Source organism: Rhizobium sp. S152, from assembly GCF_030380735.1.
GTDB lineage: Bacteria > Pseudomonadota > Alphaproteobacteria > Rhizobiales > Rhizobiaceae > Rhizobium.
On the sequence record NZ_JAUDRZ010000003.1, the window covers coordinates 317,705 to 339,569 of the forward strand.

The following is a 21,865-nucleotide window of genomic DNA, read 5'->3' on the forward strand; positions in this document are numbered from 1 at the left end:
AATTGAACCTGCGCGCATGATGGATCAAGAGAGGCTCTTTTCCGACAGACCGCGAGCAGGGTCGCCGCATGCGGTGACCGTTGCCGTCATCGGGGGAGGGGTGTCCGGTGCGGGCGTCGCCTATCATCTGGCGCTCGCTCTCAGCGAAGAGAGATTCGATATCGTCGTCTTCGAACCGCGGGCGGAGATCGGCCGCGGCCTTGCTTACGATACCCTCGATCCCGCGCATCGGATCAACGTGCCGGCGGTACGAATGAGTCTGCTGCCTGATCATCCGGAAGATTTCGTGGAATGGATCGAGCGAAACGACGCTCTCACCGACGATCCGGAGGCGGTTCGGCCGAATGGTGCCGTTTTTCCGCGCCGCGCGCTGTTCGGCGCTTATGTCGCGTCCGCCTTGCGGCCGTTCGTCGATACTGGGGTTATCAAGCATCGGCGGGCGAAGGTTGCGCATGTCGAGCGTGCCGATGGCCATTGGACCGTGTTCGACAGCGAAGGACGCGGCACGGAAGCAGACCTTCTTGTCATCGCGACCAGCCATCCGGCGCCGGACGCGCCCGCCAATCTCGCGCGGGCGCTCGAGGGACATCCTCGCTTCGTTGCGGATTCAACGGTGCCGGGATCACTCGATGTGATCCGTCCCGAGGACAGGGTCCTGATCGTCGGCAACGGCCTGACCTCGGCGGATATCGTGGCGTCGCTCAGCCGCAACGGCCACCGTGGGCCGATCACCTCGATCTCGCGGCGCGGCCTGCGTTCGCGCGGTCACGCGCCCCGCCAGCAGGATCCGTTCGGCGACTTCGAGGCCGTGCCTGTCGATAGCGCCAGCGGCCTTTTGCGCAGCGTCCGCCAGGCAATCGGCGAGGCGGCGTCGCAAGGTGTGACCTGGCATGCCGTCATCGATCAGGTGCGCGGCCATGGCCATGACATCTGGCGGAACCTCCCGGTTGCCGAGCGGCGACGTATCGTGCGTCACCTGAGGCCCTTCTGGGACGTTCACCGGTTCCGTATCGCCCCGCAGGTGGAAGAGGTCCTGGACAATGCAGTGGCTTCGGGTCGCCTGGAGATACTGGCAGCGTCCGTTGGCTCCATTGTGCGTTCGGGCGAGGAGATATCCGTGACGCTGCGGAGAAAACATGCCGCGCCGCTCGAACGCGTCTACGACGCCGTTGTCGTCACGACCGGCCCCGCCCATGGCGGCATTCTGGACAGCCAGCCATGGCTGGCGGCCCTGCGCGACGAGGGATATCTACGGCTCGATCCCACGGGTCTCGGTCTCGCCTGCACCGAGCGCTCGGAAGCGATCGGCGCCGACGGGCAGGCCGATCCGTCGCTTCTGATCTCAGGCCCGCTGGCACGAGGCACGTTCGGCGAACTGATGGGACTGCCGCAGATCACCGAGCATGCGGTTTTCGTCGCCAATGAACTTGCCGCCAAGGTTAGGGCGTTTCGCGGATAGGCTCAGCTTTCGCGTTCGGCGAAGGCTTCCAGTTCGGGATCGAAATCGACCTTCACGACGTTGTTGAATACGGCGGTTGCCAGCATGATCCCGGCGAAGGCGACGAGATCGACCAGCGTCTTCGCGTCGTAGCGTTCCTTCAGCTTCGCCCAGATGTCGTCCGGCACGGCGTTGGAATCGGCGACGATCGCCTTGCCGAAACGATCTAGAAGCGCCTCCTCCTCGGAAAGCACCAGTGCATCGGGATCGAAGCCGTTGTTGATCAGCGCGCGCCGGAAGAAGGTGATGGCGATCTTCGATTTGGTGGCCTTGGAGATCGCGTGGGAGAAGATCCAGATGGAGCGGTCGGGGACGTTGGACAGTTCGGCGCGCAGCGTGAACCACTCCGCATAGATGCGATGGGCCGAAGGCGAATGAAGAAGCGTGCGCTTCATGTTGGTCATCCGGCCGCGAACCGCGACTTCTTCGTCGTGGGCGGCCTTGATCTCGGCGGAGGCAGTGGCGTAGTCGATCTGCGGGATATGGCTCATGATGTGGGCTCGTTCGTCGTGCATTGTGGCCTCGCCAGGATGGACGAGACCGCCGAGTGTTACTCCAGGACGGACCGTGCAGGAAGGATGAATGGAGAAGTTAGTCGCGGGTGACTGAATGAACGATCGCTTTTGATGCGCTACGCCGCGTGGGTCCGCGAGACGTAACGCGGGTCGGCGAAGCAGTAGCGGTTGCGTCCGCCGCTCTTGGCGTCGTAGAGCGCTCCATCGGCGGCGGCAAAGATATCCTTGGGCTCGGCGTAACCTGCGGCAAGCGCCACACCCACCGAGGCGCCGATGCCGAGTTGCCTGCCGGTCTCGTCGCATGCACCGGCAATCGACGTCACGATCGTGCCGGCGATCCGCTCCGCTTCATCCGGCGAGGAGCAGCGATGCAGCACGGCGAATTCGTCACCGCCGATCCGGGCAATGAGGTCTGCACCGGCGAGTGATTCCCTGAGGCACCTTCCCGCCGCGATCAAACATTGGTCACCGGCCTGGTGTCCCAGCCGGTCGTTGACCTGCTTGAAGCCGTCCAGATCGATGAGGAAAAGCGCCAGTTGCTGCTTCGAGGCGGACGCGGCGCAGAGCGCCTGGAACCTCGATTGAAACTGCGTGCGGTTCGGCAGGTCGGTCAGCATGTCGAATTCCGCGAGATGACGGATCTCGTCGAACATCTTCTTTTCGGCGGTGATATCCTGCTTCATGCCGAAAATGCGGACGGGGGTGTCGCCCTCGCATTCGACCGTGGCGGTGATCCGGATCCAGCGGTGGTTGCCCTTGGCGGTGATGATCTCGGCGTCGAGGCTGAAGCCGTCGCGCTCGCGGATCGCCCTGCTGCGCCGCTCGGTCAGTTCGGCAAGGGATTTTTCGGAGTAGAGCTTGACGAGTTCATTCCGGTCCAGCGGGTGTCCGAGAGGGAGGTCGAAGAGCTCGTAGACCATGTCGGTCCAGGCCAGCCGTTCGTCCTTGAGATCGCATTCCCAGACACCGATGCGAGCCGCGCGCGAGGAGTGGTCGAACAGCTTCTTCAGGTGGGCGAGGGCGTCGACCGTGCTGTCGGCGGTCGCTTCCCGTGCGCTTCGCGGCATGCCGGTGAGCCGCGAGGTGACCTGACGCACAATCGATGACAACATTTATCGTTCCTGCATGAGCAAAAAGGCCTTCATGCCTTCCAGTCTGCATCTTCTTCAGCAAAGGTTGACGTTGTGCTGCAGAAGTAGCTTTCCCACTGATTTTTTAGGGGAAAAAGCGATCATGCCTAACGAACTGCTAAATCAGCAATTGTCGATTTTCGGCAGAGTCCGATCAGGATGCGGAACGCCGCGCCGCCATGGCGTCGGTGGTCTCCGCCGGCGTTGAGGCGTTGCCGTCGCCGGCGCGTGCGAGGCGCCCCATTGCACGCAACCGATCGATCAGATCGCTGCCGTCGCTCGACGCTCTCGTGCGCTCGAGCTGTTCATATTCGAGTGCCGCCTGCTGCCAATGTTGGCCGCTGCGACCCTCCGGCCGGCCTTCGGCCTCCCAGAGCGCGTAGGCGCGCTGATTGATCCAATCGTCCTTGCTTCGAAACATGAGTGACCCCGAACAATAGAAGAATGAAAACCTATTCTTCGAGGGTTGCAGACACAGCTTAGCAAGTCGTTACCGCAGTGCAGCAATGACACCCGGATTCTGCAATCATTGCTGCGTGCGACACTTAGTCCGATTTGGCAGCGCTTCGTTCTTCTTCCGGCAGCCACGAGCGGTAAAGCGGATGATCGGGCTCGATCGGCAGCCGGCTCGGCTGGCCGGTGCGCTGCGAATGATAGGCCGCCGTCACAAGTTCGAGCGAGTTGCGCGCATCCTGCAGCGTCACCGGCGGCTCGCCGCCGTCGACGAGAGCCCGATGGAACAACTCGAACTGGCGGGTATAGCCGTCTTCCTTGATCTCGTAGCCCGCGAGCGCCGTATCGACGCGCTGCTGGTGCTCCTCGGTCCCGGCAATGAACGACCAGGGATCGCGGCCCATGGTGTAGGGCTCGAGGATGCTTTCGGCCACGAGATCGTTGAAGCAGAAGCGCAGCCGCGAGATCTCCTTGCGGGACCCCAGCGTCATCGACAGCGTCGCCAGCGAGCCGTTCTGCATCTTCACCGCCAGCGCGGCCGTGTCCTCCACCTGAATCGGATTGACCAGCGTGGCGCCATAGGAAAAGACCTCGGCGCAGGCGCCGTGCACATAGTTCAGCATGTCGTGGGCATGGATCGCGTGACCGAGCAGGCCGCCGCCGAGTTCCGTCGCCCATTTTCCCCGCCAGGGAACGGCGTAGTAATCCGGCCCACGCCACCAGTGTGTTTCGATGGTGGTAAGGAACGGCGCGCCGGTCAGCCTGTGCTCGATCAACATCTTCAGCTTCTGCAGGCCGGAGCCGTAGCGATACTGGAAGATCGGCATCAGTTTCGGACCAGCGGCCCGCTCGACGATGCGGCTCATCTCGTCGACCTCGGCGATCGAGCCGAACAGCGGCTTTTCGCAGATCACGTGCTTTCCCGCCTCGATCGCCTTGCGGCAAAGGTCGAAATGCGAGCTCGGCGGTGTGCAGATGTCGATGACGTCGATATCCGGCCGGGCGATCAGCGTCTCGGCATCCTGGGTGTACTCTGCGATGCCGAATTCATCGCAGAGCGCTCTGCCGCGTTCCTCGTCCAGCGAGCAAAGGACGGGAACTTCGAACAGGTCCCTGTTCCAGGAAAAGCCGGCGAGGTGGCGCGAGGCGATGCCGGCTCCGATGACGCCGACGCGAAACTTCTGGGGCATGGCGGTCTCCTCAGCGATGGCCCAGGCGCGCGGCCTTGGCTTGTGCTTCGAGCGACAGGCGGCAGACTTCGTAGACATGCGCCTGAGGCATCGCGGTTTCGCTGCGCGCCTTGACGTCGGCAACGAAGGCATCGAAGTAGTCGAGCTTCTCGTTGCTGCAGTCGATGTGGGTCATCTCCTTGCCGTTGACGAGGAAGAGGTGATCCTTGCCCGGGCGGCCTGTTATATCGATGTATTTGCGCAGCTCGATGTAGCCTTCGGTTCCCAGGATCGTCAGACGCCCGTCGCCCCAGGTCGGCAGCGCCTCGGGCGTGAACCAGTCGACGCGGATATATCCCGACGCCTTGTCGGAGCGCAGCAGCACTTCGCCGAAATCCTGGAAGGCCGGCCTGTCAGGCATACCGAAATTGCCGACCGAGCTTGCGACGACTTCACCCGATGTGGAGCCGGTGTAGAACAGGAACTGGTCTACCTGATGCGAGGCGATATCGACGATGATGCCGCCGAATTTTTCCGGGTCGAAGAACCAGTCGGGCCGGGTCGGCAACTGCAGGCGGTGGGGGCCCATGCCGAGCGTCTGGATGACGGTGCCGATGGCGCCTTCGCGGACAAGCTTACCTGCCTTGACCGCAGAGCGCACGCAATGGCGTTCGGAGAAGCAGATCGAAAAGATCCGACCCGTTTCGGCGACCGTCTTCTCGATTTCTTCCAGCTGCGAGAAGGTCGTCACGCCGGGCTTGTCCGTCATCACGTCCTTGCCGGATTTCATCGCCCGGATCGCAAGGCCGGCGCGGTCGGCGGGAACGGCGGCGATGCAGATCACGTCGATCGAAGGATCGGCGAAGATCGCGTCTCGATCGATCTGCGGCGCATCGGGATAGGTGGTCTTGAAGTTTTCCAGCAGCGCCGGGACCGATGTGCGGGGGCAATAGCCCACGAACTCGGCACCTGCCGCCAGCAATCCCTTCACGTGATCGAACGTATGCCCATGGTCGATCCCCACGACGGCAAATCTCAACATCGCGACACTTTCCTCCTGATATGCTCCGGCGTTCGGACCAACGGAATCCGTGGACGCCCTCCTCGCTTGGGAACAGACCGCGAAAGGACCTGCCTGTCAAGGCCGAGGCGCCGGTGTCGATCGTCGAAAATCACGTTAAGTATATGAAAAATATAAATATATTTTTGTATCTAAATAGTTATTTACTAACCGGGTTCGAGGTGGCACGATATATGCACCGTCACGAGAGGTTCCTTTTGTTGTTGGAGGAAGAATGACGGCTTTGATTACTGACATTGCAAGCGCCGCGGGACAGCTGGAGACAGCGATACTGAATGCAACGGTTACCCGTGCCGAGCTCTATTCGGCGACCAACTCTCTGAAAACGAAAGCGAAAATCCTCCCACAGGTACTGGTGCAACAGTACCCGCAGCTATCGTCGATCGAATGCGAACTGCGCGGTGTGCTGGAAACCTGCTCACAGGCCATTGACCGGAAATCGATCAATCCGGTGGTCGCAAAAGCGGCAATCTCGCTCGCGCACGAGTATCAGATCGTCATAGAGGGGCTGAAGCGGGAGACCGTCTAGTATCCCGGCCTTTGCCTCACATGGCAATCAGGCGCCGAGCTACAACCGCGTCCATACGAGCGAGCGGCAGATCACCTTCATCGTGCAGCCGCGCATCTTCACCGTGTCGCCTGAGAGCGTCAGCACGCCCTCGAAGGTCTTCCGGCTGTCGGGTTCGGTGATCGTCCCTGAAAAGCTGCCATTCGCCCCGGTAAACGATCCGATCGTTTGACCGGCGTGCTCGCCAGTTTTCATGGTGATGCAGAAGCCCTTGCCGCATTCACCGATCACTGCCGTCGTTCCTACCGGCGTCTTCCAGAGGCCGACAACCGGATCCTGCGCCAGCCCGGGCGACGTCACTGACACCGCGTTCATCAGCGCCAGAGGCGCCGCCAAAAGAGATAGCCTTTCCATGGGACACTCCCATCGGTTCTTTAACAAGGTCAAAGTGGCCAATGCGCCGCCTGCCATGATCTGTGCGCGATAAGCAGCGCGGCAATGGCCCTGTGCGTGTCAGGAAATTCATATAGGCAGGAAGAATGGCAAGGCAAAGGCAAACGACGTAAAGGCAAACGGGAGACTGCCCCGGCAATCTCCCGCTTGCTTCGATCGATCAGCAGCTCGGCTCTACGCTTCCAGCCACTTCACCTGTTCCGGCGTCAGCTTGATGTCGAGCGCAGAGAGGCTGTCCTCCAGCTCGGCGATCGTGCGCGGCCCGATCAGCGGAATGACCGGGAAGGGCTGGGCGATGACATAGGCGAGCGCGATGTGGATCGGGCTACGGCCAAGCTTGTCGGCGAGCTCGATCGCCCGGTCGCGGCGTTCGAAGTTGCGGTCGGAATACCAGCAACGAACGATTTCCTCGTCGTCACGCTTGTCGCGTCCGGCGCGGTCGGTGAAGAAGCCTCGACCCTGACTCGACCATGCGAAGTTCGGCACCTGCCGTTCGGCAAGCCACCGCTTCCACTCATCGGTGGAGGACGTCACGCATCCGGCCCAGATCGGGTCGAGCATTTCGGCCAGCGAGTAGTTGTTCGACAGCGCCGCGGGCGCCGCCTTGCCGTTCTTCGCCGCATAGGCCGCCGCCTCGTCCATGCGCTCGCGGGTCCAGTTGGAGCCGCCGAAGATGCCGCGGATGCGGCCGCGCTTGACCTCGGCATCCATGGCATCGACGAACTCGCCGACCGGAACGTCGGTGTTGTCTCGGTGCATGAAATAGATGTCGACATAGTCGGTCTTCAGGCGGTTCAGCGACTGGTCGAGCTGCTTGGCGATCACGTCGGGATAGACGAGCGGCGAGTGCGCGCCCTTGCCGATCAGCACGATCTCCTCGCGGTTTACACCGCGGCTCGTGTGCCAATCACCGAAGATGCTCTCGGTCTTGCCACCGCCATAGACGAAGGCGGTGTCGAAGACGTTGCCGCCGGCTTCATAGAAGGCGTCTAGGGTCAGCGACGCGGCGGCGAAGCTCGGGAAAAACTCGAAGCCGAGGGTGACCACCGATGCTGGCTTGGAGATGCCGGGGATCTGGCGCTTCGGGATGCTGTTGCCGAGCGCGACCTTGCCGCCGGCGAGGTTGGACGTGCGCTTGGCGGCTTTCTCGACGCTGTATTCGAGGCCGATCGACGCGCGCCATTGGTCGAGGACGCGAAGGTTTCCGATGGAATCCGCCCAGTTCATGCCCGGCGCGGTGAACTCCGTCTTGCCGGCACGGATCGCGTCGCCCGCGGCATCCACCTCGAAGGAGTAGAGCCAGCGCTCTTCCTTGACTTCGACGGTCTGCTGCTCGTTGCCCTTGATGATCTCGATCTTGCCGACGCCGCCCTTGTGTCCGGAAGCGAACCAAAAGTCCTTGACCTCGATGCGGCCATCCGAGCCGATGATGCGGAGCGTATTGTCCTGGTTCGCCATGATCGAGCACGAGACCTCGGCGATGATACCGCTAGGGAACTGCAGTACTGCCGATGCCCACTCATCGACACCGGACTGGCCGAGATGGCCGACGCCCGAAACCTTCGTAGGCTCCACGAACGGCTTGCCCTCGGCCGCACCGGCAATCAGGCGTACCATCGAGACGGGATAGCCGCCGACATCGAGAATGCCGCCGCCGGCCGTCTCGTTGGCGAACAGCCGATGCTCCGGCCGGAAGGTGCCCATGTCGAAGCCGAAGCTGGAGCGGATGATGCGAACCGTGCCGATGACGCCGCTCTTGACCAGCTCGAGCAGCTTGGCGGTCTGCGGGTGCAGGCGGTACATGAAGGCCTCGCCGGCAAATACGCCGGCCTTTTTGGCTTCATGGTAGATGGCATCGGCGTCGAAGGCCGTCAGCGCGATCGGCTTTTCGACGAGCACATGCTTGCCTGCGCGGATGGCCTTGATCGCCCATTCGGCATGGCCGGTATGCGGGACGGCGATGTAGACGGCGTCGATATGGCTGTCCTGCAACAGTGCCTCGTAGCCGTTGACGATGCGGGCGCCTGGGAAATTGTCGGCGAGGCCCGGCTTGTCGGGGTTGCGGGTGGCGATCGCGGCGAGCTTGCCGGTGCGCGAGTGGGCGATGCCGTCGGCGAAGGTGCGCGCGATGGTGCCTGGGCCGATGATGCCCCAGCGGATCGGTTGATCTGAGCTCATGGAATATCCTCTTTCATTGCTCTGTCTTGGGAGGGATCTGCGATCAGCGCAGCCGTTTGCCGGCGCTGTCGAACAGGAAGGTGCGCCGGGCAGGGAGCCCGACGGTAAGTTGGTCGCGATTGCCTGCCGTTCGCGATTCCGGTCTCTCGATGATCAGCTGCTCGCCCTCTGCCGTCGTGGCGTAGATGTAGCTGGTGTTGCCGAGATGCTCGGCGACATCGACCGCGACGGTGAGATCCGCGTCGCCCTTGGTGGCATCGACGAAATGCTCCGGCCGAAGCCCGAGCGTCACAAGGGTGCCGACGTCGACCGGGCTGGTCAGCGGCAGGGCGAGGCGAACGCTGTTGTCGGCGGCAAGCGCCACGGTAACGGTCGCGGCGTCGCGGGCGACGACCTCGGCCTTCAGGAAGTTCATCTTCGGAGAGCCGACGAAGCCGGCGACGAACTGGTTGGCGGGATCGTCGTAGAGATCGAGCGGCGCGCCGATCTGCTCGATGTTGCCGGCGCGGAGCACGACGATCTTGTCGGCCAGCGTCATCGCTTCGGTCTGGTCGTGGGTCACGTAGATCATCGTCGTGCCGAGCTGCTTGTGCAGCCTCGAGATCTCGACGCGCATCTGCACGCGCAACTCAGCATCGAGGTTGGAGAGCGGCTCGTCGAACAGGAACACCTGCGGCTCGCGTACGATCGCCCGGCCGATGGCAACGCGCTGGCGCTGGCCGCCGGAAAGCTGTTTCGGTCGGCGCTGCATCAGCTCGTTGATCTGCAGGATGTTGGCAGCGTGCTGCACGCGCTTTTCCGTGTCTTCCTTCGCATTGCCGTTCATGCGCAGGCCGAAGCTCAGGTTCTCCTCGACGGTCATGTGCGGGTAAAGCGCGTAGGACTGGAAGACCATGGCGATGCCGCGGTCCGCCGGCTCGACATCGTTGACGACCTTGCCGCCGATGTTGATCTCGCCGCCGGATATGTCCTCCAGCCCGGCGATCATCCTGAGCAGCGTGGACTTGCCGCAGCCGGACGGGCCGACGAAGACGACGAACTCGCCGTCCTTCACCTCGAGATTGGCGCCATGAATGATTTCCAGCGCGCCGAAGCGCTTGATGACGTTGGTCAGTGAAAGCTCTGCCATGCGGCCTCCGATTATTTGACTGCGCCGGCCGCGATGCCAGCGATGAAGTGGCGCTGCAGAGCCACGAAGACGACGAGGATGGGTGCGGTGAGCAGCACCGCGCCGGCCATGATGCCGCCCCAGGACACCTTGGTGAGCCCGATCAGCGTGCCGAGCGCCACGGGCGCGGTCACCATACCGGGCTTTGAGTTGATCAGCAGCGGCCAGAGGTAGTTGTTCCAGGACACCAGGAAGAGGATGATCGACAGCGCCGCCATGGTCGGCCGCGCCAGGGGCAGGGCGACGCGCAGGAAGATCTGCCACTCCTTGACGCCTTCGACGCGGGCGGCGTCGAAGAGTTCGCCGGGCATCATCGAAAACGCTTGGCGCATGAAGAGCACGCCGAGCGAGTTGAACAGCGGCGGCACGATCAGCGCCACCCAGGTGTTCGCCAGCTTGAACTCGCGGGCGACCATGATGAACTGCGGGATGACGACAACGGCGAACGGCAGGGTGATGGTGCCGAGGATGATGGCGGTGACGACGGTGCGGCCGGCGAAGCGATAGCGCGCCAGCGCCCACCCGGCCATCGAGGTCAGCATCACCGAAAGCACGGTGTAAATGACCGCAACGGTGATCGAGATGAACATCGCGCGCAGGAAGTTTGTATCGGCCTGCAGGTTCTCGAAGTTGGCGATGAAGTTCGTCGACGGCCAGAGCACGATTTCCGGGCTGAAGATGCCGTAGTCGGGCATGGTCGAGAAGACGAACATCATCCACAGCGGGAAGAGCCAGATGATCGCCAGCGGCGTCAGCACCGCATGCAGCGCGATCTTGCGGAAGAGCAGGGATTGCGACTTGGAACTCATTTCGGCTCTCTCCCGATCCACAGGTTGAACAGCGAGATGGCGATGGCCAGCGCCGCCATGGTGTAGGCGATCGCCGAGGCGTAGCCGAAGTTCAGCGACAGGAAGCCCTGCCGGTAGAGCAGCAGGCCGAGCGTCTCTGTGCCGCCGCCGGGGCCGCCGCGATTGGTGATGAGGAAGGGCTCGGTGAAGAGCTGCATCGTGCCGATGACGGAAAGCACCACGCAGAAGAGAATGATGGGGCGCAACAGCGGCAGCGTGATGTGGAAGAACTGCTGCGTCTTGCTCACGCGGTCGAGTGTCGCGGCTTCGTAGACGTCCTCGGGGATCGACTGCAGGCCGGCGAGAATGATGATGGCGTTGTAGCCCGCCCAGCGCCAGGTGACCGCGATGATGACGAGCGCCATCGCCGCGTTGGGATTATCGAACCAGGAGACGGCGGGAATGCCGACCGAGGTGATGAGCTTGTTGACGATGCCGAAATCGATGCTGAACATCAGCCGGAAGACCGCCGCGTAGGCGACCTCGCCGACCACCACGGGTGCGAAGAAGGCGAAGCGGAATAGTGGCCGCGCCTTCAGGAGCGGCGAGTTCAGGAGCACCGCCATGACGGTGGCGATCGCGATCATCACGGGAACCTGGATCAGCAGGATGATCAGCGTGTTGTAGAGCGCGTTGTAGAAGGCCGGGTCGTGGAACAGGCGGCCCCAGTTGGCCGAGGCGCTGAACTTCCACGGATTGATGCGGGTGTTCTGAAACGAGATCAGAAACGAATTGATGATCGGCCAAATCCAGAAGGTCGCGAAGACCAGCAGATATGGCGCGAGGAACGCGTAGGCGCTCCGGGTCCGGATCGGCATGTCATTCTCCTCAAAGACGAAACGAGCCATCCACCAGGGATGGGCCGGACGCGTTGTAGCGCCCGGCTTGGTCACTCATTCCGCGATAGGGAGGCCGGTCGCAGAAGCGATCTGGTTGGCGGCGTCGTCGAGGGCAGCCTTCGCGTCGGGATAACCGCCGGCGAAATACTTGGTCTGCGCGGCCTTGTAGATCGCGTCGGCATCCGTCTGGAACTGCGTGCCGCGGCTCGGCTTGATCTTCGGCAGGGTCGAGAGAATGTCGGCCCAGACCTTCTGGCCGCCCCAATAGGGCTGCGGTTCATTGACGAAAGGATCCTGCACGGCGGAGAGCAGCGAGGGAACGAGACCGAAGGACTTCAGCATCGCGACCTGGCCTTCGTTGGTGCCGAGCGCGTAATCGACATAGGTCCAGGCGGCTTCCTTGTTTTCGGAGTTGGCGGCGATGGCGAGCGACGAGCCGCCGAGGTTGGCCGCGTGCGGGCCGTCGGGCGTGAGGCTCGGCATCATGTAGACGCCCCACTTGCCGGAAAGATCGGGCGAGCCGGAGCGCACAGTGCCTTCGTACCAGCCGCCATACATCTGGCTGGCGACCTTGCCGGCGGTGTTGGCCTGAATCTTTTCGTCCCAGATCGCCGCCGTCAGCGTGCCGGCGTCCTTCATCTGCTTGACCTTTTCCAGGGTCGCGACGCAGGCGGGCTGGTTGATGGTGATGTTCTGGCCATCCGTCGAGAAGTAGCCGCAGCCCTGCTCGTTGGAGATCATGCGGAACCACTCGCTGTCGCCGTTGAAGTCGGCTTGCGCCATGACGACACCAGGATTGGCTTCGGAGATCTTCTTGCCGGCCGCGATGAAATCGTCCCAGCTCTTGATGGATGCCGGATCGACGCCTGCCTTCTCGTAGAAATCGCGGCGATAGAAGACGGCGACCGGGCCGGAATCCCAGGGCATGGCATAGGCGACGTCGCCGACTTCGAGCTCGGTGCGCTTGAATTCCGGGAATTTCGCCTGGATATCGGTGTTGTAGCCGAGGTCCTTCAGGTTGGCGAAGCAATCGGGAAAGCGGTTCCAGAAGATCTCCGCCTCGAAGTTCTCGACGGTGACGATATCGGGCAGACCCTCGCCGCCTGCGGCGCAGGCAGCCAGCATCTTGTCGAACACTTGCTGGTTGCCGAGATCCTCCACGGTGACCTTGATGTCGGGATGCTGCTTGTTGAAACCCTCGAGCGTGGACTTCAGCGCCGATGCGGCGACGTTCCAGCTCCAGATGGTGAGATTGGCCGACTGTGCAAATGCCGAGCCCGATGAGAGAAGCGCAACCGCGGCGGTTGCACCGATAAGTTTGAAGCGCATTGAAAATCCTCCCTTTTCAATTGCCGTCCCTTAGCGAACGCGGATAGACTATCTGGAAGGGAGCCGCTGTCTCCTAAAAAGGGAACATGGATTTGGCGGAAAGTAAGATTGAAAAGCGGGCTGTCTATCAGCCGGGAGCGAGCAGCATCGAAGGATTGCCGACGGCACTCCAGATGTTTCACAACCATCCGCCCAGGATGCTGATGCCGCATTGGCATGTGCAGGTCGAGCTGAACTACATCATGCGCGGCAACGTGCATTATCGGCTGAACGGCCATGATATCAGCATGAAGGCCGGCGACATGTGCCTCTTCTGGGGTGGGCAGCCGCACCAGATGGACGAAAGCAGCGACGATGCGATCTATGCCGGCGGGCACCTGCCGCTGGTCTATTTCTTCCGCCTGCGCCTGCCGATCAATGTTTCCAGCCGTCTGATGAAGGGCGAGATCCTTTTCACCTCCGCGACCGACGCCGCCGACGTCGAGAACTTTCCGCGCTGGGTCAGCTACGCCAAGTCCGGCGATCCCGCCAAGGCGCAGCATGCGGTGGAAGAGATGCTGCTGCGCATCGAACGCATCCTGCTCGATCCCTATTCGATGCTGGCGCCGAACGGCATGTCGGCGACCGATGACGTGGAGCAGGCTTATCCGCAGTCGTCGCGCAGCGTCGCGCGCATGTGCGATTTCATCGCCGCGAATTTCCTGCTGGAGATCGATTCGGTCGATATTGCCCGCGCCGCCGATCTTCATCCGAAATACGCGATGAACCTCTTCAAGAAGACGACGGGCATGACGCTCAGCAAATATGTGAACCTGCTCAGGCTCTCCCGCGCCCAGGCCATGCTGATGAACGACGGCGCCAACGTGCTGCAGGTGGCGATGGACAGCGGGTTCGGCTCGATCAGCGCCTTCAACAAATCCTTCCGCCACATCGCCGGCATGTCGCCATCGGACTTCCGGCGCGATGCGCGGATGCTCACGCAATATACCCTGCAGGCATGATCAGCTCGGCTGTTCGCCGGTTCTTGACGACGCGAACAGCCGGTAGAGCAGCTCCGCCGAGGCCGAAAGTTCCCGGTCGCGGAGCTTGACGAGCCCGAAGCCCGGCACCGAGATGTCCCGTTCCACCGCCAGCCGACGTAAGAGACCGTGCTGCTCGAAGAGTTCGCCCACGGGTTCGGCGAAGATGCCAAGCCGGTCGCTCTGCATCATCAGGAGCAGGGTCAGCAACGCGTCCGAGGTGGAGACGATGCTGGTGGGGACGATTCCGTGGCGCCTGATGTAGTCGTCGGCGACCTGCCGCAGGAATGAGCCGTGCGGCTGCAGCACCCAACTGTGGGCGCGCATCTCGTCCTCGGTGACGACAGCTTTGGCTGCTAGCGGATGATTGGCAGCCGCGACCACGCGCAGGGTCTCCTGGCCGATCGGTACGTAGTCGAAGAGCAGCGGGTTCATGCCGCTCGGTATGCGGCAGACCGCGAAATCGAGCCTGCGGCTTAGCACGTCTTCCAAAAGCACATCGCTGCTGCCGACGGAGATGCTGACATCGATCGTCGGGTGCGTCTCGAACATGCGCTGTAGGGCTGGTGCGACATAATCGGCGGCGGGGGTCATGATCGTCCCGAAGGCGACGCTGCCGCCCTGGCCGGCGGCGGCAACGACCATCTCGTATTCGGCGCGCTGCGCTTCAGCGAGCAGCATCTTGGCGTGGCGCACGATCACCTCGCCCTGCGGCGTCGGCACCAGGCCGCGGTTGTGGCGCTCGAAAAGCTGGTGGCCGGACATCTGCTCCAGTTCGTTCAGCGTGCGCGACAAGGCCGGCTGCGAAACACCGAACATTTCGGCCACGACCCCCAGCTTTCCATGCTCGCTGAGCGCCACAAGCATCTTCATGTGCCGCAGCTTGAAACCATCAAGTCCCATGATTTTCCCGCTTGATATAAATTATCCGCATATCAGAATGCGAAAGACTGATTAGAAAATCGCCTGACGATCAGCTAAATGCATGACAGCAATCGCGTCAACGCAAGGAAACCAGCATGGCCGAGAAAACACCGTCTTCCCACAATCCAACCGCCGTTCAGGAGCAGGCAGACAAGCCCCAGCTCCGCTCGCGGGCCTGGTTCGACAATCTCGCCAACCCCGACATGACCGCTCTCTATCTTGAGCGCTACATGAATTTCGGCCTGAGCCAGGAAGAGCTGCAGTCCGGTCGCCCGATCGTCGGCATCGCGCAGACGGGCTCGGATCTCTCGCCCTGCAACCGCCACCACCTCGAGCTCGCCAAGCGCGTTCGCGAGGGCATTCGCGACGCCGGTGGCATCGCGATCGAATTTCCCGTCCATCCGATCCAGGAAACCGGCAAGCGCCCGACCGCCGGCCTCGACCGCAACCTGTCCTATCTCGGCCTCGTCGAGGTGCTCTACGGCTATCCGCTCGACGGCGTCGTGCTGACGATCGGCTGCGACAAGACCACACCGGCCTGTCTTATGGCCGCGGCAACCGTGAACATTCCCGCGATCGCGTTGTCCGTCGGCCCGATGCTCAATGGCTGGTTCCGTGGCGAGCGCACGGGCTCCGGCACCATCGTATGGAAGGCGCGCGAGATGATGGCGCGCGGCGAGATCGACTATCAGGGTTTCGTCAAGCTCGTCGCTTCCTCCGCACCTTCGACCGGCTACTGCAACACCATGGGCACGGCGACGACGATGAACTCGCTGGCCGAAGCGCTGGGCATGCAGCTGCCGGGTGCTGCCGCCATTCCGGCGCCCTATCGCGACCGCCAGGAGATTTCCTACGAAACCGGCCTTCGCATCGTCGAGATGGTGCGGGAGGACCTGAAGCCTTCCGACATTCTTACCAAGGAAGCCTTCATCAACGCCATTCGCGTCAACTCGGCGATCGGCGGCTCGACCAACGCGCCGATCCATCTGAATGCGCTCGCTCGGCACGTCGGCGTGGAGCTGACGGTGGACGACTGGCAGACCTATGGCGAGGATATCCCGCTCTTGGTCAACCTGCAGCCGGCCGGCGAATATCTCGGCGAGGACTACTACCACGCCGGCGGCGTGCCCGCCGTCATGGGTGAGCTCATCAAGCACGAGTTGCTGAACACGAGCGCGATGACCGCCAACGGCAAAACGGTGGGCGAGAACTACACTTCCGCGATGATCGAGGACGAGAAGGTTATTCGCCCGTTCGAGCGGCCGCTGAAGGAGCGCGCCGGTTTCCGCGTACTGAAGGGCAATCTCTTCTCCTCGGCGATCATGAAGACCAGCGTGATCTCGCCCGAGTTCCGCGACCGCTATCTCTCCAATCCAGACGATCCGGAAGCCTTCGTGGGACGCGCCGTCGTTTTCGATGGGCCGGAGGATTATCACCACCGCATCGACGATCCGTCGCTCGGCATCGATGCCTCGACGGTGCTGTTCATGCGCGGCGCCGGGCCGATCGGCTATCCGGGGGCGGCCGAGGTCGTCAACATGCGGGCGCCGGACTATTTGCTGAAGCAGGGCATCTCCTCGCTTCCCTGCATCGGCGACGGTCGCCAGTCCGGCACGTCGGGCTCACCGTCGATCCTCAACGCCTCGCCGGAAGCGGCGGCGGGCGGCGGACTGGCGGTTCTGAAGACCGGCGACCAGGTGCGCATCGACCTGAAGAACGGGTCGGCGAACATCCTGATCAGCAACGAGGAACTGGCGGAGCGTCATGCCGCGCTGAAGGCGGCGGGCGGATATGTCTATCCGGAAAGCCAGACGCCGTGGCAGGAGATCCAGCGCAACTATGTCGGCCAAATGGAAACCGGGGCGGTGCTCGAGCCGGCCGTGAAATACCAGCGGATCGCCCAGACCAAGGGCATTCCGCGCGACAACCACTAGGGCGTCCTGATCCTTATATCGGCCCGGCAATGGTTTTTCTCCATTGCCGGGCCTTGTCGTTCCCGGGCGAATATGATGGATTTTGGCCGCCGCTAGGTTGGAGGGCGGCGCTTCCCTTTCATACGAGAGCGCATCCATCGCTCGCCGTGACGGAATCTGCATATGTCTCATACTCTTCTCGATGCCGCCGCCTCGGGCGGCCTGTTTGTCGGCCGTGTCTGGAACCCCGAGGTGGAAGGACCGAGCGTCGTTTCGCTTCGCGGCGACGAGCTGATCGACATCACCTCGAAGCGGATACCGACGCTGAGCGCCCTGCTGGAGATGGACGATGCGGCGGAGATCACGCGTTCGGCGACCGGCAAGAGTCTCGGCACCCTTGCCGAGATCGCGGCGAACAGCACCGGCAAGCCGGACCGCGCGCGGCCTTATCTTCTTGCGCCGGCCGACCTTCAGGCGATCAAGGCCTGCGGCGTGACCTTCGCGCAGTCGATGATCGAGCGGGTCATCGAGGAGAAGGCGGCGGGCAATCCCGATCGCGCCGCTTCGATCCGCGAGCGCGTCAGCGACCTGATCGGCGGCAGCCTCAACAATCTGAAAGCCGGCTCGCAGGAAGCAGAGAAGGTCAAGCAGGCGCTGATCGCCGAAGGCATGTGGTCGCAATATCTCGAAGTCGGCATCGGGCCGGATGCGGAGGTCTTCACCAAGGCGCCGGTGCTGTCGTCCGTGGGCTGGGGCGCCGATGTCGGCCTGCACCCAATCTCGACCTGGAACAACCCCGAGCCGGAGATCGTGCTTGCTGTCAACAGCCGCGGCGAGATCAGGGGTGCCACGCTCGGCAACGACGTCAACCTGCGCGATGTCGAGGGCCGTTCCGCGCTGCTGCTCGGCAAGGCCAAGGACAACAACGCCTCCTGCTCGATCGGTCCGTTCATTCGCCTGTTCGACGCCAGCTACGGCCTCGATGACATCCGCAGCGCCGAGCTTGATCTCAAGGTGACTGGGGAAGACGGCTTCGTGCTGCATGGCAAGAGCTCGATGTCGAAGATCAGCCGCGATCCGACCGATCTGGTCCGGCAGACCTGCGGCGCGCATCATCAATATCCCGATGGCTTCATGCTCTTCCTGGGGACGCTGTTTGCGCCGACACAGGACCGCGACACGCCGAACCAGGGGTTCACTCACAAGGTGGGAGATATGGTGGAAATCTCCTCCGCCGGTCTCGGCTCGCTTGCCAATACCGTCAGGCTTTCCACCGAATGCGCGCCATGGACGTTTGGTATCTCGGCGCTGATGGCAAATTTAGGTAAGCGAGGGATTCTCTAGCCACGGCAGTTTAAAATTGCTCTCGCTCGCGCTGGCAAAAGGCGCGGGCGGCCACATATTTCACGACATGTGTCGTTGCTAGTAGGATACCAAGATGAGGACCAAAGCACTTGCATTGCTGCTCTGTCTTGCCGCGGTGACAGGTTGCTCCACCGCCACGGATTTCTCATCGCCCGGCCTTGATCCGATTCCTGGCAGTATCACCTATGGCGGCCAGCCGCGCACCAAGCTCACGAAGTCGCCCATCGGCTCTTCCTTCCCGCATAATTTCATCGACCAGTACGGGCAGCAGGTGGAAGAAACCTATATCATCCAGCCAGACCGTTCGCTGAAGATCGCACATCGCGAAATCAGGCCCATACGTTTCGGACGTGACTGACGATCTCCCGTTGCGATGGAACCGCAACCGTCGCGCCGCATTTACAATCAACTGGGTTCACGTTTTCGGCAGCGCGTATTGCGAAGCGGGCAAAAACTAATAATTGAATTCGGTACGTGACTGAGACACACTTATCCGGGTGTCATGCCGGTCTTTTGATCGGAATCCCATGCTCGGATCGATACATGGAAACATTTGTGATGAATGCCAAGACACCGAATGCCATCGATACATATGTAGGCTCCCGAGTGCGTATGCGCCGGCAGTTGCTGGGTTTGAGTCAGGAAAGACTGGCCGAACAGATCGGCGTCACCTTCCAGCAGGTGCAGAAATACGAGAAGGGCATGAACCGTATCGGCGCCAGCCGGTTGCAGCGTATCGCCGAGGTCCTGAGCACGCCGCCCAGCTTCTTCTTTCAGCAGGACGAGTCGGCGCCGCTTTCCCTGGCGGGGTTGGAAATTGCCGGCAACAGTGATCCCGTGGCCGAATTTCTTCAATCGAAAGAAGGGCTTGCGCTCAATCGCGCATTCATGAAGATCACCGATACGCAACTTCGCGAAAAGATCGTTGCACTCGTCAAGGCGATGGCGACCGCGCAGGAAGGCCGCGACGTCGCGACCGATGACAGCAAGCAGGACAGCTCGTTCGTTTGAGGAACGGAGCATTGGTGTCGTCGCCGTCCATCCTCGCGGGCGGTAGCGACGCGCATTTCCGCTTGACGGTCGGCAGATTCCCCTATCGTCGCGCCAATGGGAGTGAAGTTCACTTCTTGCCGTCACCGCACGTCGCCGCCCGTGCATTTTCCCCGATTCCGACATGGTTGCCAGACTCAACCACAGCGCTTGTTGCGGAAGGGCGATTTCGGCGGAAGTCCACGTCACGCAGTTGTCACGCCTGCAGGCCGCCAAAATCCGCTAGTGTGCCTGGAAATGGGCTGACAGGGGAGCAAAATGCAATCGAGGGTGGACGAGAAAGTAAAGGAACTGGCGTCGCTGATGAGGCTGATTGCCTTTGCCAGGCAAAATGCGGTCGAGCTGGATGCCGACATCTCTGCCTACTGCCTTGAGTTGGCTCTCGACGCGTTGAAGCAGAAGCTTAAGGCAGCAGGTGGCGATACGCTTGCCGAGGCTGGCCCGGAATTGCACAGGGTTGCCGTCCATTGAAGGCTACCGCGTTTGGCGCATCCCTTCGGCCGAAATCCCGCGACTGCGATCTTGAAGTGGTGAACCTGCTCGGTTAACCATTGCCTCGTTGGTCGATCGACACCTTTGGGAACAATCTATGAAGTTTACCGCAGTAAACTCGCATGAAACAGCTGCGCTGGTTGTCATTCATGGCGCCTAAGAATCCCTTCTCAGGATTGGTGGGCAGCGTCAGGAAGCCGACGGTGGCAAGCGGAGCCGAGGATATGATCGAGGAGGGCGCGACCGTCATCGATCTCGATCCCGCCCTGATCGACAATTCCTTTGTCACTGACCGTCTTGTCGAAGTGGACGAGCAATTCCGGGAGCTGGTCGAGGCGATCCGTGTCCGCGGCCAGGATTCTCCTATTCTGGTTCGTCCGCATCCCACCAGGGAAGGGCGCTACCAGATCGCTTTCGGGCACCGTCGCGCTCGTGCGGCGCGTGAGCTTGGGCGACCCGTTCGCGCCGTTGTGAAAAAGCTCGACGATCGCGACCACGTCATCGCCCAGGGGCAAGAAAACTCGGCGCGCGCCGATCTGTCGTTCATCGAGCGAACGATGTTTGCCGACAAGCTCGACAAACTGGGTTTCGATCGCGAGACGATCATGGCGGCGTTGAGCGCTGAAAAGACGACCGTCTCCAAGATGCTCTCGGTTACCAAGCGCATTCCCGCCGATGTTCTCACGGCTATCGGCGCTGCCCGAGCGATCGGCCGTGACCGCTGGCACGATCTCTCGGTCACCTTCGAAACCGAGAACGTCGATGACCGCGCCGCGCGAATTGTCGCCACGCCGGAATTCGAGGCAGCGGAGCCGGACAGGCGGTTCGATATGCTGGTCGCGTCGCTCGGCCGTGCCAACCCCACCGGCCGCCCGGTGATGCCATTGCCGGTCGAGCACTGGCGTTCCTACGACGGCGAGGCGAGGGCGAAGATCAAGAACGATGGCGCGCAATGCACGATCACTCTGCGCGCTGAGCAGGCATCGGCGTTCGGCGTCTATCTGGCCTCCAATCTCGACGGCCTCTATCAGGCGTTCGAGAAGGCCCAAAGGTCACGCAAGGCTTGAGGGGCTTGGCGGCGGCGGGGGCTTTCTGGTAAGAGTTCGTTCTCTCAAGAAACGAAACTGAAATGAAAGCGTTGACGTCATGTTCCTGAGCGACCGCCAAACTGAGATCGTCGGCATGGCAAGGTCCCAGGGGCGGGTTTTCGTCGAGGAACTGGCGTCGCATTTCATGGTGACGCCGCAAACGATCCGCAAGGATCTGAACGATCTCTGTGACGCACAGGTTCTGACACGGGTCCATGGCGGCGCGACTTTTCCGAGCAGTACGGAGAATGTGAAATACGAGGCCCGGCGACAGATCGCTGCCGCCGAGAAACAGGCGATTGGTATCGCCGCCGCACAGCTCATTCCCGAAAGAGCCTCGCTTTTTATCAACATTGGTACGACGACCGAAGCGGTTGGCGAGGCGCTGGCGAACCACCATGAACTGATGGTCATCACCAACAACATCAATGTCGCCAACCGTTTGCGTTTGCTGCCCTCGATCGAGGTGGTGATCGCGGGCGGTGTGGTGCGCTCTGCCGATGGCGGAATCGTCGGAGAAGCGGCAGTCGATTTCATCCGCCAGTTCAAGGTGGATTACGCCGTGATCGGCGCTTCGGCGATCGACGAGGATGGCGCGCTGCTTGATTACGATTTTCGTGAGGTGAAGGTGGCGCAGGCGATCATCGCCAATGCCCGTCATGTCATTTTGGTGGCCGACTCGACGAAATTCGAGCGCACCGCGCCGGTGCGGATCGGGCAGTTGCCGCAGGTCCACACCTTCATCACCGATCGCTGCATCACGCCCTCCATCCGCCGTCTCTGTCAGGAAAACAGCGTCAAGCTGATCGAGACGAGCACGCCCTGACGCTAACGCAACCCTCCCT

22 protein-coding genes are annotated in these 21,865 nt (G+C 62.0%); 10 read left to right on the forward strand and 12 right to left on the reverse strand.

The annotated features are described in order from the left end of the window. Positions 1–19: 19 nt before the first annotated feature. A complete protein-coding gene (locus QTL95_RS06075) occupies positions 20–1,459 on the forward strand; it encodes an FAD/NAD(P)-binding protein (RefSeq protein WP_289719202.1) in 1,440 nt (479 codons plus the stop codon). 2 nt (positions 1,460–1,461) lie between these two features. Here the strand turns inward: QTL95_RS06075 and QTL95_RS06080 are convergent, their stop codons facing one another. The 5 genes from QTL95_RS06080 to QTL95_RS06100 form a co-directional block, all read right to left on the reverse strand. Further along, positions 1,462–1,989, reverse strand: a complete 528-nt coding sequence (locus QTL95_RS06080) for a hypothetical protein (RefSeq protein ID WP_289719203.1) — start codon at positions 1,987–1,989, stop codon at positions 1,462–1,464. 140 nt (positions 1,990–2,129) lie between these two features. Then, entirely contained in the window at positions 2,130–3,125 is a 996-nt protein-coding gene (locus QTL95_RS06085; RefSeq protein WP_289719068.1) for a sensor domain-containing diguanylate cyclase, read from the reverse strand. A 172-nt stretch (positions 3,126–3,297) separates the two neighbouring features. Beyond that, a complete protein-coding gene (locus QTL95_RS06090) occupies positions 3,298–3,564 on the reverse strand; it encodes a DUF2934 domain-containing protein (protein ID WP_289719069.1) in 267 nt (88 codons plus the stop codon). Between the two features lie 124 nt (positions 3,565–3,688). Next, positions 3,689–4,786, reverse strand: coding sequence for a Gfo/Idh/MocA family protein (locus QTL95_RS06095; protein WP_289719070.1), 1,098 nt, complete (start codon positions 4,784–4,786; stop codon positions 3,689–3,691). A 10-nt stretch (positions 4,787–4,796) separates the two neighbouring features. Continuing rightward, positions 4,797–5,807: a Gfo/Idh/MocA family protein gene (locus QTL95_RS06100; protein ID WP_289719071.1), complete on the reverse strand. Its 1,011-nt coding sequence runs from the start codon at positions 5,805–5,807 to the stop codon at positions 4,797–4,799. 253 nt (positions 5,808–6,060) lie between these two features. Here QTL95_RS06100 and QTL95_RS06105 point away from each other — a divergent pair, with 253 nt between their 5' ends. Further along, the gene (locus QTL95_RS06105; protein WP_289719072.1) at positions 6,061–6,375 is read left to right on the forward strand and encodes a hypothetical protein; all 315 of its coding nucleotides are present in this window, start codon (positions 6,061–6,063) and stop codon (positions 6,373–6,375) included. A gap of 39 nt (positions 6,376–6,414) precedes the next feature. Here the strand turns inward: QTL95_RS06105 and QTL95_RS06110 are convergent, their stop codons facing one another. From QTL95_RS06110 to QTL95_RS06135, 6 genes are all read right to left on the reverse strand, one after another. Continuing rightward, the gene (locus QTL95_RS06110; RefSeq protein ID WP_289719073.1) at positions 6,415–6,768 is read right to left on the reverse strand and encodes a DUF2147 domain-containing protein; all 354 of its coding nucleotides are present in this window, start codon (positions 6,766–6,768) and stop codon (positions 6,415–6,417) included. A gap of 213 nt (positions 6,769–6,981) precedes the next feature. After that, positions 6,982–8,985, reverse strand: coding sequence for an aldo/keto reductase (locus tag QTL95_RS06115; protein ID WP_289719074.1), 2,004 nt, complete (start codon positions 8,983–8,985; stop codon positions 6,982–6,984). Positions 8,986–9,028: 43 nt separating this feature from the next. Continuing rightward, positions 9,029–10,114 (reverse strand): ABC transporter ATP-binding protein, encoded by a 1,086-nt coding sequence (locus tag QTL95_RS06120; RefSeq protein ID WP_289719075.1) that lies wholly within the window; start codon positions 10,112–10,114, stop codon positions 9,029–9,031. Positions 10,115–10,125: 11 nt separating this feature from the next. After that, entirely contained in the window at positions 10,126–10,962 is an 837-nt protein-coding gene (locus tag QTL95_RS06125) for a carbohydrate ABC transporter permease (RefSeq protein WP_289719076.1), read from the reverse strand. Continuing rightward, a complete protein-coding gene (locus tag QTL95_RS06130; RefSeq protein WP_289719077.1) occupies positions 10,959–11,819 on the reverse strand; it encodes a carbohydrate ABC transporter permease in 861 nt (286 codons plus the stop codon). The genes QTL95_RS06125 and QTL95_RS06130 overlap by 4 nt, the downstream gene beginning before the upstream one ends. A gap of 75 nt (positions 11,820–11,894) precedes the next feature. Then, positions 11,895–13,169: an ABC transporter substrate-binding protein gene (locus QTL95_RS06135; protein WP_289719078.1), complete on the reverse strand. Its 1,275-nt coding sequence runs from the start codon at positions 13,167–13,169 to the stop codon at positions 11,895–11,897. 86 nt (positions 13,170–13,255) lie between these two features. On the opposite strand from QTL95_RS06135, the gene QTL95_RS06140 reads away from it, so the two are divergent. Further along, on the forward strand, positions 13,256–14,170 hold the full coding sequence (locus QTL95_RS06140) for a helix-turn-helix domain-containing protein (protein ID WP_289719079.1): 915 nt from the start codon (positions 13,256–13,258) through the stop codon (positions 14,168–14,170). On the opposite strand, the gene QTL95_RS06145 is transcribed toward QTL95_RS06140, so the two are convergent. Next, positions 14,171–15,091, reverse strand: coding sequence for a LysR substrate-binding domain-containing protein (locus QTL95_RS06145; protein ID WP_289719080.1), 921 nt, complete (start codon positions 15,089–15,091; stop codon positions 14,171–14,173). It abuts the gene before it with no gap. 116 nt (positions 15,092–15,207) lie between these two features. Here QTL95_RS06145 and QTL95_RS06150 point away from each other — a divergent pair, with 116 nt between their 5' ends. The 7 genes from QTL95_RS06150 to QTL95_RS06180 all read left to right on the forward strand — a co-directional run bounded on the left by QTL95_RS06150 (position 15,208) and on the right by QTL95_RS06180 (position 21,846). Then, positions 15,208–17,046: an IlvD/Edd family dehydratase gene (locus QTL95_RS06150; protein ID WP_289719081.1), complete on the forward strand. Its 1,839-nt coding sequence runs from the start codon at positions 15,208–15,210 to the stop codon at positions 17,044–17,046. Between the two features lie 162 nt (positions 17,047–17,208). Beyond that, positions 17,209–18,369, forward strand: coding sequence for a fumarylacetoacetate hydrolase family protein (locus QTL95_RS06155; protein WP_289719082.1), 1,161 nt, complete (start codon positions 17,209–17,211; stop codon positions 18,367–18,369). Positions 18,370–18,463: 94 nt separating this feature from the next. After that, positions 18,464–18,748, forward strand: a complete 285-nt coding sequence (locus QTL95_RS06160) for a hypothetical protein (RefSeq protein WP_289719083.1) — start codon at positions 18,464–18,466, stop codon at positions 18,746–18,748. Positions 18,749–18,948: 200 nt separating this feature from the next. Beyond that, a complete protein-coding gene (locus QTL95_RS06165) occupies positions 18,949–19,401 on the forward strand; it encodes a helix-turn-helix domain-containing protein (protein WP_289719204.1) in 453 nt (150 codons plus the stop codon). Between the two features lie 297 nt (positions 19,402–19,698). Then, complete coding sequence (locus tag QTL95_RS06170) at positions 19,699–19,911, forward strand: hypothetical protein (protein ID WP_289719084.1); 213 nt, start codon at positions 19,699–19,701, stop codon at positions 19,909–19,911. A 170-nt stretch (positions 19,912–20,081) separates the two neighbouring features. Beyond that, positions 20,082–20,999: a plasmid partitioning protein RepB gene (repB, locus tag QTL95_RS06175; RefSeq protein WP_289719085.1), complete on the forward strand. Its 918-nt coding sequence runs from the start codon at positions 20,082–20,084 to the stop codon at positions 20,997–20,999. 79 nt (positions 21,000–21,078) lie between these two features. Continuing rightward, positions 21,079–21,846 carry a DeoR/GlpR family DNA-binding transcription regulator gene (locus tag QTL95_RS06180; protein WP_289719086.1) on the forward strand — a complete coding sequence of 256 codons (768 nt, stop codon included), beginning with the start codon at positions 21,079–21,081 and terminating at the stop codon, positions 21,844–21,846. The last annotated feature ends 19 nt before the right edge of the window (positions 21,847–21,865 follow it).

What these genes read in the sequence shown, in the direction of transcription:
- QTL95_RS06085 (WP_289719068.1), bottom strand. Translation starts at nt 3,125, where the DNA reads ATGTTGTCATCGATTGTGCGTCAGGTCACCTCGCGGCTCACCGGCATG.
- QTL95_RS06120 (WP_289719075.1), bottom strand. Translation starts at nt 10,114, where the DNA reads ATGGCAGAGCTTTCACTGACCAACGTCATCAAGCGCTTCGGCGCGCTG.
- QTL95_RS06165 (WP_289719204.1), top strand. Translation starts at nt 18,949, where the DNA reads ATGAATGCCAAGACACCGAATGCCATCGATACATATGTAGGCTCCCGA.
- QTL95_RS06170 (WP_289719084.1), top strand. Translation starts at nt 19,699, where the DNA reads ATGCAATCGAGGGTGGACGAGAAAGTAAAGGAACTGGCGTCGCTGATG.
- QTL95_RS06160 (WP_289719083.1), top strand. Translation starts at nt 18,464, where the DNA reads ATGAGGACCAAAGCACTTGCATTGCTGCTCTGTCTTGCCGCGGTGACA.
- QTL95_RS06080 (WP_289719203.1), bottom strand. Translation starts at nt 1,989, where the DNA reads ATGAGCCATATCCCGCAGATCGACTACGCCACTGCCTCCGCCGAGATC.
- QTL95_RS06115 (WP_289719074.1), bottom strand. Translation starts at nt 8,985, where the DNA reads ATGAGCTCAGATCAACCGATCCGCTGGGGCATCATCGGCCCAGGCACC.
- QTL95_RS06125 (WP_289719076.1), bottom strand. Translation starts at nt 10,962, where the DNA reads ATGAGTTCCAAGTCGCAATCCCTGCTCTTCCGCAAGATCGCGCTGCAT.
- QTL95_RS06140 (WP_289719079.1), top strand. Translation starts at nt 13,256, where the DNA reads ATGGATTTGGCGGAAAGTAAGATTGAAAAGCGGGCTGTCTATCAGCCG.
- QTL95_RS06090 (WP_289719069.1), bottom strand. Translation starts at nt 3,564, where the DNA reads ATGTTTCGAAGCAAGGACGATTGGATCAATCAGCGCGCCTACGCGCTC.
- QTL95_RS06135 (WP_289719078.1), bottom strand. Translation starts at nt 13,169, where the DNA reads ATGCGCTTCAAACTTATCGGTGCAACCGCCGCGGTTGCGCTTCTCTCA.
- QTL95_RS06100 (WP_289719071.1), bottom strand. Translation starts at nt 5,807, where the DNA reads ATGTTGAGATTTGCCGTCGTGGGGATCGACCATGGGCATACGTTCGAT.
- QTL95_RS06095 (WP_289719070.1), bottom strand. Translation starts at nt 4,786, where the DNA reads ATGCCCCAGAAGTTTCGCGTCGGCGTCATCGGAGCCGGCATCGCCTCG.
- QTL95_RS06155 (WP_289719082.1), top strand. Translation starts at nt 17,209, where the DNA reads ATGTCTCATACTCTTCTCGATGCCGCCGCCTCGGGCGGCCTGTTTGTC.
- QTL95_RS06105 (WP_289719072.1), top strand. Translation starts at nt 6,061, where the DNA reads ATGACGGCTTTGATTACTGACATTGCAAGCGCCGCGGGACAGCTGGAG.
- QTL95_RS06180 (WP_289719086.1), top strand. Translation starts at nt 21,079, where the DNA reads ATGTTCCTGAGCGACCGCCAAACTGAGATCGTCGGCATGGCAAGGTCC.
- QTL95_RS06130 (WP_289719077.1), bottom strand. Translation starts at nt 11,819, where the DNA reads ATGCCGATCCGGACCCGGAGCGCCTACGCGTTCCTCGCGCCATATCTG.
- QTL95_RS06150 (WP_289719081.1), top strand. Translation starts at nt 15,208, where the DNA reads ATGGCCGAGAAAACACCGTCTTCCCACAATCCAACCGCCGTTCAGGAG.
- QTL95_RS06110 (WP_289719073.1), bottom strand. Translation starts at nt 6,768, where the DNA reads ATGGAAAGGCTATCTCTTTTGGCGGCGCCTCTGGCGCTGATGAACGCG.
- repB (WP_289719085.1), top strand. Translation starts at nt 20,082, where the DNA reads ATGGCGCCTAAGAATCCCTTCTCAGGATTGGTGGGCAGCGTCAGGAAG.
- QTL95_RS06075 (WP_289719202.1), top strand. Translation starts at nt 20, where the DNA reads ATGGATCAAGAGAGGCTCTTTTCCGACAGACCGCGAGCAGGGTCGCCG.
- QTL95_RS06145 (WP_289719080.1), bottom strand. Translation starts at nt 15,091, where the DNA reads ATGGGACTTGATGGTTTCAAGCTGCGGCACATGAAGATGCTTGTGGCG.